11 protein-coding genes are annotated in these 12706 nt (G+C 64.3%); 5 read left to right on the top strand and 6 right to left on the bottom strand.

Annotated elements, in window-relative coordinates; genetic code table 11:
- Positions 1 to 17: 17 nt before the first annotated feature.
- Positions 18 to 1097, top strand: a complete 1080-nt coding sequence (locus AB7290_RS32240) for a zinc-binding dehydrogenase (protein ID WP_085404424.1) — start codon at positions 18 to 20, stop codon at positions 1095 to 1097.
- On the opposite strand, the gene AB7290_RS32235 is transcribed toward AB7290_RS32240, so the two are convergent.
- The 3 genes from AB7290_RS32235 to AB7290_RS32225 form a co-directional block, all read right to left on the bottom strand.
- The gene (locus tag AB7290_RS32235; RefSeq protein ID WP_085404423.1) at positions 1075 to 2502 is read right to left on the bottom strand and encodes a TAXI family TRAP transporter solute-binding subunit; all 1428 of its coding nucleotides are present in this window, start codon (positions 2500 to 2502) and stop codon (positions 1075 to 1077) included. The genes AB7290_RS32240 and AB7290_RS32235 overlap by 23 nt on opposite strands.
- Before the next feature lie 51 nt (positions 2503 to 2553).
- A complete protein-coding gene (gene ppk2, locus AB7290_RS32230) occupies positions 2554 to 3474 on the bottom strand; it encodes a polyphosphate kinase 2 (protein WP_441254231.1) in 921 nt (306 codons plus the stop codon).
- Between the two features lie 96 nt (positions 3475 to 3570).
- Entirely contained in the window at positions 3571 to 4032 is a 462-nt protein-coding gene (locus AB7290_RS32225) for an Lrp/AsnC family transcriptional regulator (RefSeq protein WP_014497003.1), read from the bottom strand.
- A gap of 135 nt (positions 4033 to 4167) precedes the next feature.
- Here AB7290_RS32225 and AB7290_RS32220 point away from each other — a divergent pair, with 135 nt between their 5' ends.
- Both AB7290_RS32220 and AB7290_RS32215 read left to right on the top strand, forming a co-directional pair.
- Entirely contained in the window at positions 4168 to 6531 is a 2364-nt protein-coding gene (locus AB7290_RS32220) for a transketolase (protein ID WP_135216300.1), read from the top strand.
- Between the two features lie 269 nt (positions 6532 to 6800).
- A complete protein-coding gene (locus tag AB7290_RS32215; RefSeq protein ID WP_085404420.1) occupies positions 6801 to 8231 on the top strand; it encodes an aldehyde dehydrogenase family protein in 1431 nt (476 codons plus the stop codon).
- A 276-nt stretch (positions 8232 to 8507) separates the two neighbouring features.
- Here the strand turns inward: AB7290_RS32215 and AB7290_RS32210 are convergent, their stop codons facing one another.
- Positions 8508 to 9476 carry an SMP-30/gluconolactonase/LRE family protein gene (locus AB7290_RS32210; protein WP_085404419.1) on the bottom strand — a complete coding sequence of 323 codons (969 nt, stop codon included), beginning with the start codon at positions 9474 to 9476 and terminating at the stop codon, positions 8508 to 8510.
- A 91-nt stretch (positions 9477 to 9567) separates the two neighbouring features.
- On the opposite strand from AB7290_RS32210, the gene AB7290_RS32205 reads away from it, so the two are divergent.
- Positions 9568 to 10392 (top strand): NAD-dependent epimerase/dehydratase family protein, encoded by an 825-nt coding sequence (locus AB7290_RS32205; RefSeq protein WP_085404418.1) that lies wholly within the window; start codon positions 9568 to 9570, stop codon positions 10390 to 10392.
- Positions 10393 to 10462: 70 nt separating this feature from the next.
- Here the strand turns inward: AB7290_RS32205 and AB7290_RS32200 are convergent, their stop codons facing one another.
- Positions 10463 to 11293, bottom strand: a complete 831-nt coding sequence (locus AB7290_RS32200; protein ID WP_193560925.1) for a potassium channel family protein — start codon at positions 11291 to 11293, stop codon at positions 10463 to 10465.
- A 29-nt stretch (positions 11294 to 11322) separates the two neighbouring features.
- Positions 11323 to 12228 (bottom strand): transglutaminase family protein, encoded by a 906-nt coding sequence (locus AB7290_RS32195; RefSeq protein WP_085404417.1) that lies wholly within the window; start codon positions 12226 to 12228, stop codon positions 11323 to 11325.
- Positions 12229 to 12420: 192 nt separating this feature from the next.
- Between AB7290_RS32195 and AB7290_RS32190 the strand changes: the two genes are divergently transcribed.
- On the top strand, positions 12421 to 12684 hold the full coding sequence (locus AB7290_RS32190) for a GlsB/YeaQ/YmgE family stress response membrane protein (RefSeq protein ID WP_028146794.1): 264 nt from the start codon (positions 12421 to 12423) through the stop codon (positions 12682 to 12684).
- The last annotated feature ends 22 nt before the right edge of the window (positions 12685 to 12706 follow it).

Genomic DNA, 12706 nt, shown 5'->3' with positions numbered 1-12706 from the left:
AACACGGGAGGAGCCGGATGCGCGCTGCGATTTTCAGGAACGGTGAGATTGTCGTCGACCGGATGGCCGAGCCAAAGCCAGGTAACGGTCAGGTGCTGGTCAGGACGCTTGCCTGCGGCATCTGCGGCTCCGACCTTCATGCCCGCCAGCATGCCCCCCGCATGGTGGAGATGGCGAAGAAGACCGGCCGCAAGCCGATGGACCTCGCCCGCGACGTCGTGTTCGGCCATGAGTTCTGCTGTGAGATCGTCGATTACGGTCCCGGAACCGCGCGCAAGCTCAAGCCCGGCACCCGCGTCTGTTCGCTCCCAGCGCTCGTGACGCCGCAAGGCATCGAGGGCATCGGCTATTCCAACGACAATATCGGCGGCTATGCCGAGGCGATGCTGCTCAGCGAGCCCCTGCTGCTTGAGGTGCCCAACGGTCTCGCGTCCGAACATGCGGCGCTGACCGAGCCGCTCGCCGTCGGTGTCCACGCCGTGGCGAAAGCCAACATCCGGGGCGGCGAGGTACCGCTCGTGATCGGCTGCGGCCCGGTCGGGCTCGCGGTGATCGCAGCGCTGAGGATCAAGGGCCTGCATCCGATCGTCGCCGCCGACTATTCGCCGGCGCGGCGTGCACTGGCCGCAAAGCTGGGGGCCGATATCGTCGTCGATCCCAGGGTGACGCAGCCCTACGCGACCTGGGCCGAGCACGCGCAGATGTCGGAGGCCGAGAAGGCGGCGCGCCCGCCGTTGCAGGCCATGCTGCCGGCACTGAAGCCCGCAATCATCTTCGAATGTGTCGGCGTGCCCGGCCTGTTGCAACAGGTGTTCGAGGGCGCCCCGCGTGATGCGCGCATCGTGGTGGTCGGCGTCTGCATGGAGACCGACAGGAGCGAACCCATGCTCGGCATCATGAAGGAGCTCAATGTCCAATATGTGCTCGGCTACACGCCGGATGAGTTCGCAGCGTCACTGCGCCTGATCGCAGAAGGGCAGGTGGATGCGGCCGCGATGGTCACCGCCGAGGTCGGCCTCGACGGCGTCGCAAAGGCGTTCGCTGATCTCGCCAATCCTGAGGCGCACACCAAGATCATCGTGCAGCCGTGGAAATAGGGAACGGCTGAAGCACGCCGCCATCGGGTTTCGCGGCGACGTCGGCATCGCTCATCTGGGCGATCACGGCCCGGCGGTCGACGATCGCCTGATGGAATTGCGCCAGCACGAGACCGAAGGCGGTGAGGTCGCCGTCTTCGATGGCGCCGTCCTCGTGACAGGCCAGCGTCTCGCGCAGTATGTCGTCGGCTGCGCTCTGCATGGCGGCGAGATCGTCGAGCGACGTCGCCTCCCGCACGCTGGAGATCGCCGTCAGCAACCTGTCGCGATGCAGCGCGTTCTCGCTGCGCTCCTCGCGCCGTAGATAGTGCCGCAGCCACGCGGCCACCGAGCCGAAGCCCGAGAGCAGCAGCACTGCGCCCCAGATGTAGTCGCTGTACTTGTCCATGAAGCTGCGCTCGTTGCCGTCGATAAAGGCGGCAGCTCCTGGATGGGCCGGCAGCGCGGCGTCCTTGTCGGTGTCAGGCTTCTGGATGTGACTGGCGCCGGGTAAGTCCTTCACGAGCGACTGACGGACCGTAAACAGCTCGCGGGTGAAGGCAGCGACCGTGTCCTCGGACAGTGAAGCGGGCGCGACGATCAGATGATTGACGGCGATGGTGTCGATCTTGTCGTCCGGCCGCTGCGGCGTCGTGGAAAATGCGCTCGCGGGAATTTCCTCGGATTCGTAGAGCGGGTGCCGCTCGGCGATGGCGTCGGAGACGTCGACGGACAGGAACTTGGGCTCGCCGCGCAGGCGTGCGGTGGTGGCGATCGTGCTTGCGATCGCCTTGTCGCCGAGTGCGCCCACCATCATGAAGGCGTCGAGCGTTGAGTCCTGGGCCATCTCGGAGATGCGGTCGATACTGAACTGTGCGATCGTGACCTTCTGCGGGTTGACGCCTGACTCGGCGAGGATGACACGAAGCAGATTGAGATTGGCATCGCCAAGGCCGACGACACCGATGCGGCGCCCCGTGAGGGGGGCGATCTCCATGATCTTCGGCCTGGCGGCGCCCTTGCGCGCCGCTGGCGCCCACAACACCACGAAATTCCGCCGCAGGATCGCCACCGAATTGGTGTCGGCCGGCATGGCGAAGTCGCCGCGAGCCACCGCGAGGTCGGCCTTGCCGGCGCCGAGCAGATTGAGGCTTTGCAGTGTGCCGTCGGTCTCGATCGGCACGAGCCGCACCGCGCCACCCCTGGCGTCGAACGCCTTCGCCACCGCCGCAATCAGCGCCTGGTCGTCACTGCCGGCCGGCCCGACCGCGATGCGTAGCGTCGCCGGCTGCCAGAGCCAATAGGCGAGGGCAAGAACGACGGTGAGCACCGAGAGCACGCTTTCGAGCGCGAGCCACGGGCCAAAGCGATTCCGGCGGCGAGACGACGCGTCTCTCCTCACGCTCAGATCGCTCGGCACGGGCATCTCGCTTTCCTCATCGGCAAGCTCGCCCGACGGCAGGCGCGGCGGGTGCCGTCAGTATTTCGAAGGCACGTACATCTCCGGCGGAATCGGGCCGCGGTGATAGTCGGGATTACGGACGCGCGGCGGCAGCACCACGGGCACGCGGGCGACCTCCGGGTACGGCATCTGGCTGAGCAGATGCGCGATGCAGTTGAGGCGGGCGCGCTTCTTGTCGACGGCGTCGACGATCCACCACGGCGAATCCGGCAGATGCGTGTGCTCCAGCATCGTCTCCTTGGCCTTGGTGTACGCCTCCCAGCGGCTGCGCGCCTCGACGTCCATCGGGCTCAGCTTCCATTGCTTCAGCGGATCCCTGATGCGCATGCTGAAGCGGAACTGCTGCTCGTCGTCGGTGATCGAGAACCAGTATTTGACGAGAGTGATACCGGAGCGGATCAGCATCCGCTCGAACTCCGGCACCGTCTTGAAGAACTCCTGGTATTGCTCCTCGGTGCAGAAGCCCATCACGCGCTCGACGCCGGCGCGGTTGTACCAGCTGCGGTCGAACAGCACGATCTCGCCGCCGGCCGGCAAATGCGACACGTAGCGCTGGAAGTACCATTGCGTGCGTTCGCGCTCGCTTGGTGCCGGAAGCGCCGCGACACGGCAGATGCGGGGATTGAGCCGCTGGGTGATGCGCTTGATGACGCCGCCCTTGCCGGCGGAGTCGCGGCCCTCGAACAGCACCACGACCTTCTTCTTCTCGCTCTGCACCCAGTCCTGGAGCTTGACCAGCTCGCCCTGGAGCCGCAGCAGTTCCCGGAAATAGAGCCTGCGATCAACCGTCGGGCGGAGCGCGTCGGTCTCGTCCAGCAGCTCGTCGAGCCTGCTGTCATCGAGCTCCATCTCCAGCTCTTCGTCGAGATCGTCGGTCATTTCCCGGATGATGCGCTCGCGTTTGGCCATTTCAGGGGTGCGGTCGGATGCGGTCATGGGTCCTTCTTTCGGCAGGGTGCCTGTCGCCCGTGACCATCGGCGGGGTTTATTGCGCCCATGTGACACCGGTTCCGAAATAGCCCGGCGGGGCCGTCAGACCGGCAGGGCGATCGAATATTTGACCTGGCTGAGCGCGAAGCTCGACTCGATCGAGGCAATGCCGTCCAGCCGGGTCAGCTTGGTCTTCAGGAAGGTCTCGTAGGAGGCGAGGTCGGCCGCCACCACGCGCAGGAGATAGTCGCGGTTGCCGGTCATCAGATAGCACTCCAGCACCTCGTCCCATTTCGAGATCGCGCGGGCGAAACGATTCAGATCCTCCTCCTTCTGCCGCGCCAACTTGATCGAGATGAAGACGCTGACATGCAGCCCCAGCGCCTTCTGGTCGACGGTCGCGATGTAGCGGCTGATGACGCCGCGCTCCTCCAGCAGCTTGACCCGGCGATGGCAGGGCGACACCGAGAGCCCGACCTTGTCGGCGAGTTCCTGCATTGTCAGCCGGCTGTCGTTCTGGAGCAAAGCGAGGATTTTCCGGTCGATGGCGTCGAGGTCTGGCATTGGGATGAAACCTGTCTGAAGTGCTGATCCATTGGTAAAGTATCCCAATATTTGGAGGTATGGCGCGAAAAATTGAGAAGTTTGGCGCCGCCCGCGGGCGTATCATCGTCCAACCTGTTTCCGGGAGCCATTGCGATGCCCGTTGATACCGCCCGTCTGGACACATTGACCGCGCTGGCCCGCAAGGCGCTGTGGCTGTCGTCATGGACCATCCATCACGCCAACCACATCCGCGCCAACGCGGACGGGCTCAAGGTCGGGGGACACCAAGCCTCGTCTGCCTCGCTCGCGACCATCATGTCGGCGCTGTATTTCAGCGTGTTGCGCCCTGAGGATCGCGTTGCGGTGAAGCCGCATGCGAGCCCGGTGTTCCACGCCATCCAGTATCTGTTCGGCCGGCAGACTCGCGAGAAGCTGGAGAACTTTCGCGGCTTCAAGGGCGCGCAGTCCTATCCCTCGCGCACCAAGGATGTCGACGACGTCGATTTCTCGACTGGGTCGGTCGGCCTCGGCGTCGCGCAGACGCTGTTCGCATCGCTGGTGCAGGACTACGTCAAGGCGCATGGCTGGATGAAGGATCGCCGCGAAGGGCGGATGATTGCCCTCGTCGGCGATGCCGAGATGGACGAGGGCAACATTTTCGAAGCGCTCGCCGAAGGCTGGAAGCACGGCCTGCGCAACACCTGGTGGGTGGTCGACTATAACAGGCAGTCGCTCGACGCCGTTGTGCGCGAGGGGCTCTGGGAAAAGTTTGAGACCATGTTCCGCAATTTCGGCTGGGACGTGGTGATCGTGAAATATGGCCGCCTGATGCGCGAGGCCTTCGCCGAGCCCGGCGGCGAGGCGCTTAAAGCTTGGATCGACAATTGCCCGAACGCGCTCTACGCGGCTCTGTGCTTCCAGGGCGGCGCCGCCTTCCGCAAGCATCTGCACGACGAGATCGGCGACCAGGGCCCGATCACCAAGCTGATCGACAGGCGCAGCGACGAGGAGCTGCTGGCGCTGATGTCGAACCTCGGCGGCCACGACATGGCGAGCATGCTGGAGGCGTTCGAGTCGATCGATCACGATCGCCCGGTCTGCTTCATCGCCTACACCATCAAGGGCGTCGGCCTGCCGTTCCAGGGCCACAAGGACAACCACGCCGGCCTGATGACGGTCACGCAGATGGAGAAATATCGCGAGAGCCAGAACATTCGTGCGGGCCATGAATGGGACAAGTACGAGGGCCTCGCGCAGGACGCCGCCGAGCTCGACGCCTTCCTCGCGCGCGTGCCGTTCAACCAGGACGGCCGCCGGCTGACCGCGCCCGTGGTCGGGGTGCCCCAGCAACTCGCGTTCAAGCCGTCGCCGCAGATGTCGACCCAGCAGGGCTTTGGCCTCGTGCTGAACGAGATCGCGCGCGACGACAGCGAGCTGGCGAGGCGCATCGTCACGACCTCGCCCGACGTCACGGTCTCGACCAATCTCGGTCCGTGGGTGAACCGGCGCGGCCTGTTCGCGCGCGGCGAGAAGGCGGATTTATTCCGCAGCGAGAAAATTCCCTCCACGTTCAATTGGGACTTCTCGCCCAAGGGGCAGCATCTCGAGCTCGGCATCGCCGAGATGAACCTGTTCATCATGCTCTCGGCGCTCGGTCTGTCGCACCAGATCAACGGCGAGCGGCTTTTGCCGGTCGGCACGCTCTACGATCCCTTCATCGAGCGCGGCCTCGATGCATTGAACTACGCCTGCTACCAGGATGCGCGCTTCATGGTGGCCGCGACGCCCTCGGGCATCACGCTGGCGCCTGAAGGCGGTGCGCACCAGTCGATCGCGACGCCGTTGATCGGCATGGCGCAGGACGGGCTCGCCTCGTTCGAGCCGGCTTTCGTCGACGAGCTCGCCGTGATCATGGCGTGGGGCTTCAATCACATGCAGCGCGATCCGGGCGAGGGCGGCTCGGTCTATTTGCGGCTCTCGACGCGCAGCATCGAGCAGGCGCAGCGGATCATGACGCCGGAGCTTGCGCAGGGCATCACCGACGGCGCCTATTGGCTGCGCAAGCCGGGGCCCAATGCCGAACTCGTGATCGCCTATACCGGCGCGGTCGCGCCCGAAGCGATCGAGGCGACCGGCTTCATCGGCGAGAGCCGCCGTGACATCGGTCTGCTCGCGATCACCTCGGCGGATCGCCTGCATGCGGGTTGGACCGCTGCGCGGAAATTGCGGCGCGATCGGCGGGGTGTGCAGCATCTCAGCCACATCGAAAAGCTGCTCGCGCCGCTGCCGCGCGACTGCGGCATCGTGACCGTGATCGACGGCCATCCCTCCGCGCTCGGCTGGCTCGGCAGCGTCCGCGGTCATCGCGTCGAGGCACTCGGCGTCGAGCAGTTCGGCCAGACCGGCACCATCGCGGACCTCTACCGCCATTACGGCATCGATGCGAACGCCATCATCGATGCGGCCGAAAGCCTCACCACCGGCGCACCGGTGCTGCACCGGAAGATGGCGGTGTAGTTGAGGTAACTGCCCTGTCATTCCGGGGCGACGCGTAGCGTCGAGCCCGGAATCCATACTCCCGATCGTGGTTATGGATTCCGGGCCCGCGCCAAGTAGCGCGTCCCGGAATGACACCTGAGGGAGCCTTGCCTCGTTCCCGCCATCGGCTCATATATCCTCCGTCCGCAGCAACGCTGGCCCCGCATATGGCGGGTTCAATTGCCGGCGCTTTCGTGCAAGGATGCCTGCCGAAACGCCCCCTCCAAGCCCCCAAGAAGAGGTTAACGATGGTCAATCGCATGCAATTCTACATCGACGGCGCCTGGGTCGATCCCGCCGTCAAGAAGTCCACCGCCGTGGTCAATCCCGCGACGGAAGAGGCGATGTACGAGGTTGCGCTGGGCTCCAAGGCTGACGTCGACAAGGCCGTCACTGCTGCCAAGCGCGCCTTTGCAACCTTCTCCCAGACCAGCCGCGAGGAGCGCGTCGCGCTGCTCACGAAAGTCATCGAGATCTACAAGGGCCGCCTCAAGGAGATCGGCGCCGCCGTCTCCGACGAGATGGGCGCGCCGCTGCCGATGGCGGAGAAGCTCCAGGCCGGCGCCGGCCTCGGCCACCTCATGACCACGCTCGACGTGCTCAAGAACTATCATTTCGAGGAACCGGTCGGCACCGCCATGGTGCTGCGCGAGCCGGTCGGCGTGGTCGGCATGATCACGCCCTGGAACTGGCCACTGAACCAGATCGCCTGCAAGGTTGCGCCTGCGCTCGCCGCCGGCTGCACTATGATCCTGAAGCCGTCGGAGTTCACCCCAACCTCGGCGTTGATCTTCGCGGAAATCCTCCATGAAGCCGGCGTGCCGAAGGGCGTGTTCAACCTCGTCAACGGCCTCGGCCCCGAGGTCGGCGCCGCTATGAGCGAGCATCCTGACATCGACATGATCTCGTTCACCGGCTCGACCCGCGCCGGCATCGATGTGGCCAAGCGCGCCGCGCCGACCGTGAAGCGCGTCAGCCAGGAGCTCGGCGGCAAGTCGCCGAACGTCATCCTCGAAGGCGCCGACCTGACCAAGGCGGTGACCGGCGGCGTGATGCACATGTTCAACAACTCCGGCCAGTCCTGCAACGCACCCTCGCGCATGATCGTGCCGCTGTCGAAGATGAAGGAAGTCGCCGCGATCGCGAAGGCTGTCGCCGATAAGACCAAGGCCGGTGATCCCCGCGCTGAAGGCACTACCATTGGTCCGGTCGTCAACCGCGGCCAGTGGGACAAGATCCAGGGCCTGATCAAGAAGGGCATCGACGAGGGCGCAACGCTCGTTGCCGGCGGCCCGGGCCTGCCCGAAGGCGTCAACAAGGGCTTCTACGTCCGTCCAACCATCTTCGCCGACGTCACCCCCGACATGACGATCGCCCGTGAAGAGATCTTCGGACCGGTGCTCACCATCATCGGCGCCAAGGACGAAGCCGAGGCCGTGCACATCGCCAACGACACGCCCTATGGTCTCGCGGGTTACGTCTCGGGCGCTTCGGTTGAGGACGCCAAGCGCGTGGGTCGCCAGATCCGCGCCGGCAACGTCAATCTCCAGGGCGTGCCCAACGACCGCACCGCGCCGTTCGGCGGCTACAAGCAGTCGGGCAACGGCCGCGAGTGGGGCAAGTACGGCCTCGAGGACTTCCTCGAAGTGAAGGCCGTTGCGGGCTTCAACGCGGCGTAAGTTTTTTCGCCTGAACAAGCATGACGCCGGAGCGGGAAACCGCTCCGGCGTTTTTCGTTTTGCTCCGTCGTCATTGCGAGGAGCGCAGCGACGAAGCAATCCAGGCTGTCTCCGCGAAAACAGTCTGGATTGCTTCGCTTCGCTCGCAATGACGGAGGAGGGACCTCGTTGGGTGGGCAAAGGAGCGTAGCGACGTGCCCACCATTCCGCGACGAACAAGAAGCGGTGGGCACGCTTTCGCTTTGCCCACCCTACGAGACCGTCTCTGCGGAACGCCTATCCCCCGACCGCGCCTTGCGTGTTCACATACAGCGCGTAGATCGACTGGCTTGCCGCCATGAACAGGCGGTTGCGCTTGACGCCGCCGAAGCAGAGATTGGCGCAGCGCTCGGGCAGCGCGATGCGGCCGATCATGACGCCGTCGGGCGCGAATACGACGACGCCGTCGAGCTCGGGATCGCCCATACCCCAGCCGCACCAGAGATTGCCGTCGATGTCGCAGCGCATGCCGTCGGGCGTGCCCGGGCCGGCATCGATGTGGACGCGCTTGTTGGAGATCGTGGTGCCGTCGGGCGAGACGTCATAGGCGAGGATTTTTCGGTTCGGCACGCCGCGCGATTCCACGACATACAGAATCTTCTCGTCGGGCGAGAAGCACAGCCCGTTCGGACCGAGCACGCCTTCGGCGACGATGGTCGCCTTGCCCGTTGCAGGATCGAGCCGATAGACGTTCGGCTCGATCTCGGGCTCCGCCTTGTAGCCCTCGTAATTGCCAAGCAGGCCGAAGGTCGGATCGGTGAACCAGATCGAGCCGTCGGACTTCACCACCACGTCGTTCGGCGAGTTCAGCCGCTTGCCGCCGAACGAATCCATCAGCACGGTGATGCTGCCGTCATATTCGGTGCGCACCACGCGGCGGCCGCCATGCTCGCAGGTGACGAGCCGGCCCTGACGATCCCTGGTGTTGCCGTTGGCGAAATTCGAGGGCTTTCGGAAGACCGAAACGGTTCCGGTCTCCTCCTCCCATTTGATGATGCGCTGGTTCGGGATGTCGCTGCACAGGAGATAGCGTCCGTCGCCGAACCACACCGGACCCTCGGCCCAGCGCAGGCCGGTCGCCAGCCGCTCCACTGCCGACAGCTTTAGCCAGTATTTTTCGAAGCGGGGGTCCAGTGCTTTTATCGCCGGATCGGGGTAATAGGTCGCCGGCCGCCAGCCTTGAGTGTGGGGCGATGCATCGTTCATGTGCAGGTCTCTTTGTTGCGTTCCCTCTGTCCAAGTCTGCTAGCATCAGTTATCTACGGCCGCAAATCGGTCACCACAGGCGAGGGAAGACATGCCGCGTATTTTGATGACGGGAGCTTCGGGCGGAATCGGCACGAGCCTGCGAAAGCTGCTGCCGCCGATCTATCCGGATCTCCTGCTCTCCGACATCAAGCCGCCCGCCGATCTCGGCGCGAACGAACAATTCAAAGCGGCGGATCTCGCCGATCTCGCGCAGTGCGAGGCGATCTGCGATGGCGTCGACGGCATCATCCATTTCGGCGGCTATTCGGTCGAAGGCACCTGGGACCAAATCCTCCAGGCCAACATCATCGGCGGCTACAATTTGTTCGAGGCCGCGTACCGCAAGGGCGTCAAGCGCGTGGTGTTCGCCTCGTCCAACCACGCGGTCGGCTTCTACCCCCGCCATCACAAGATCGGGACCGACGTCACCCCGCGCCCCGACGGGCGTTATGGCGTCAGCAAGGTGTTCGGCGAGGCCGTCGGTGCGCTCTACGCCGACAAGCACGGCCTGAAGGTGACCTGCCTGCGCATCGGCAATTTCGGCGACATGCCGCTCGACCAGCGCCGGCTCTCGATCTGGCTGAAACCCGACGACCTCGTGCAGCTCTGCCGCATCGGGCTCGAACATCCCGACATCCATTTCGAGGTCTTCTACGGCGCCTCCCTCAACGAGCGCGCCTGGTGGGACAACCACCGCGCCTACGAATTCGGCTATCGCCCGACGGGGCGCGCCGAGGATTTCCGCGAGCACGCGATGGCCGAGCAGACCAAGCTGAAGCCGGATCCGGTCGGCGACCACTACCAGGGCGGCGCGTTCTGCAGCAACGAGTTCGACGGCGACACGAGCCGGATCATTGATTGGAATAAGCGCTGAAATGCCATACCCCCTCTCCACAGTTATGAGGTGAGGGGGCCTCTCCGCGGCACTCGTGCCGGCATGCAGCCTAGTCCATGCCTTCATCGGGAATGTTCAAGACGGTGCCACACGCTTTGCAATGCACCGCGTCGACATCGTGGCGCTGCAGGGCGCAAACCGGACAGGGGAAGCGTACCTTGGAGGGCGCGAGCAGTGCCTTGGCGAGATTCAGGAAAAGGGTCACGCCAAAGATCATGATGACGACGGTGATCAGGCGGCCGACGGTCCCTGGCAAGGTGATGTCGCCGAAGCCGGTCGTGGTCAGTGCGGTGACCGTGAAGTAGAGCGCGTCGGCATAGTTGGCGATCTGATGATTGTGAGACTTCTGCGTCTCGTAGACGATCCCGGTCATCACGAAAATGAACACGCCGAGGTTCACGACGGCAAAGACGACTTCCTCGTTTCGCCGGAAGAAGGGGCTGTCGACCCGGAGCCGCGCCACCATCTGGTAGTCGCGCAGCAGCCGCAATGTTCGAAATGCGCGCAGGAAGCCGCCGGCCTCTCCGGCGAGCGGCGCAAGGAACGAGATGATGACGACGATGTCAGTCCAGGTCGAAAGTCGCGCCAGGTCATGCAGCGGTTGACGGCTGATGATCATCCGTGCGGCGAAATCCGCAAGGATCAGCACGCCGAACACGACATCGAGCGACTCGATGGCCCTGTTGCGAGGCAGGAACGAGGTCGCGATGATGAACAGAACCGTGACGATGTCCAGCGCGAGCAGGGCGTATCGGAATTTTATGCAGCCGAACGTGTCGCCTTCGTAAAGTTGCCGGATCCTGCCCTTCAGGGCCTCGAATGGGACGGCGACGGCGTCGAGCGGCCCATGTCCCTTCGTACTGTTGCGATAAAATGCCATGGTCAGCGACCGCCGCGCATCTCGGTAGCCTATGCTTCCGAAGGATCGAGCATTTCGCCGATCTTGTTGACGGCGACATTGATCGACATGCCCAGGTAATCGCCGGGTTCGCCGAACCACGAGCCAGTCAGCGGCACGGCCTGGCCCGGATGCCGCGCAATGGCCACCGGAATGAGGTCGAAGCCAGCGCTCAAACTGTTGGTTGGATCGTAATCCAGCCAGCCGGCGCCGGGCAGGAATACCTGCACCCATGCGTGGGTCGCGCCGGAGCCGGTCATGCCCACGGCGCCGCCATCGAGCGCCGCATCATAGAGATAACCGCTGACGAAGCGCGCGGCAAAGCCGAGCCGGCGCAACGTCTCGATCATCAGCCAGGCGAAGTCCCGGCAGGTGCCCGATTTCGTGCGCAGCGTTTCGCCGGGTGACTGTGTGCCTTCGGCATCTCTGCCGCAATAGCTGAAGTCGCTGCGAAACTTGCCGAGCATTCGGCGCAGCACGTCGGCGGTCCGATCCTGATCGCCGGCAACGAAGCTCTTGGTCCACGCCGCATGGCTGCCGTCTGCATCGTCGGCATGCGGGCGCAGGTAACCGGCAAGGTCGGTCCATTCGTCCGGGGTGTACTGCACGGGGACCTCCTCGGCCCGGAGGTCCAGCGGAAATGTCTCCAGACCCTTGATGCCAAAATAGACGCCACGAACCCTGAACGTGAATGTCAGCTCGCTGCCGGGTTCGCTGAAGTCCATCACCGTGACGGCATTGGAGCGGGAGTCGGTTACCCAATGCACCTTTGATGGCAGGCTGGTAGCAGCGGACCAGCGAAGCAGCCGGGTCGAGGCGCCGCGCCGCGGCAGGAACATCGCCCGGTGCGTGCCGAACCTCACCGGCTTTGCATAGCGGTAGGTCGTGGTGTGCGTGATCTCGCCTATGATCGCCATGCATCGATCCGCTTCGCGTTGCGGGGCTCGTTGAGCACCTTCCGCACAAGAAAGAGCAGGGACCAGCTTTCGGCTCGGCCGCTGCTGCCCATTGATCTAGATCAACGTCGTTCCCGGGATCGTCTGGCCCATCAAGCGATCACGCATTCCTTCAGACGTTGATGTGCAAACCGACCGAATGGAGCGATGGACATGGGTATCCTTTGGACGATCATCATTGGATTTATCGTCGGCGTGGTCGCGAAATTCATCATGCCCGGCGACAAATCCGAGCCCACGGGGTTCATCCTGACGACGGTTTTGGGGATCGTCGGTGCGTTCGTCGCGACGTGGCTCGGTCAGGCCGTGGGATGGTATAAGTTCGGGGAGGGCGCCGGCTTCATCGGCAGCGTGGTCGGCGCCATCATTCTCCTCTTCCTGTACGGGCTTGTTATGGGTCGTCAGGGCCGCGCCTGATCGACCCGAATGATCTTGCTGC

The sequence above is a fragment of the Bradyrhizobium sp. 613_E4_N2_2 genome (genome assembly GCF_052075995.1).
Classification (GTDB): Bacteria; Pseudomonadota; Alphaproteobacteria; order Rhizobiales; family Xanthobacteraceae; genus Bradyrhizobium; species Bradyrhizobium barranii.
Note: the sequence above shows the minus strand (reverse complement) of the source record. Positions and strands in the feature narration are given on the sequence as shown.

What these genes read in the sequence shown, in the direction of transcription:
- AB7290_RS32225 (WP_014497003.1), bottom strand. Translation starts at nt 4,032, where the DNA reads ATGCCAGACCTCGACGCCATCGACCGGAAAATCCTCGCTTTGCTCCAG.
- ppk2 (WP_441254231.1), bottom strand. Translation starts at nt 3,474, where the DNA reads ATGACCGCATCCGACCGCACCCCTGAAATGGCCAAACGCGAGCGCATC.
- AB7290_RS32205 (WP_085404418.1), top strand. Translation starts at nt 9,568, where the DNA reads ATGCCGCGTATTTTGATGACGGGAGCTTCGGGCGGAATCGGCACGAGC.
- AB7290_RS32210 (WP_085404419.1), bottom strand. Translation starts at nt 9,476, where the DNA reads ATGAACGATGCATCGCCCCACACTCAAGGCTGGCGGCCGGCGACCTAT.
- AB7290_RS32200 (WP_193560925.1), bottom strand. Translation starts at nt 11,293, where the DNA reads ATGGCATTTTATCGCAACAGTACGAAGGGACATGGGCCGCTCGACGCC.
- AB7290_RS32190 (WP_028146794.1), top strand. Translation starts at nt 12,421, where the DNA reads ATGGGTATCCTTTGGACGATCATCATTGGATTTATCGTCGGCGTGGTC.
- AB7290_RS32195 (WP_085404417.1), bottom strand. Translation starts at nt 12,228, where the DNA reads ATGGCGATCATAGGCGAGATCACGCACACCACGACCTACCGCTATGCA.
- AB7290_RS32235 (WP_085404423.1), bottom strand. Translation starts at nt 2,502, where the DNA reads ATGCCCGTGCCGAGCGATCTGAGCGTGAGGAGAGACGCGTCGTCTCGC.
- AB7290_RS32220 (WP_135216300.1), top strand. Translation starts at nt 4,168, where the DNA reads ATGCCCGTTGATACCGCCCGTCTGGACACATTGACCGCGCTGGCCCGC.
- AB7290_RS32240 (WP_085404424.1), top strand. Translation starts at nt 18, where the DNA reads ATGCGCGCTGCGATTTTCAGGAACGGTGAGATTGTCGTCGACCGGATG.
- AB7290_RS32215 (WP_085404420.1), top strand. Translation starts at nt 6,801, where the DNA reads ATGGTCAATCGCATGCAATTCTACATCGACGGCGCCTGGGTCGATCCC.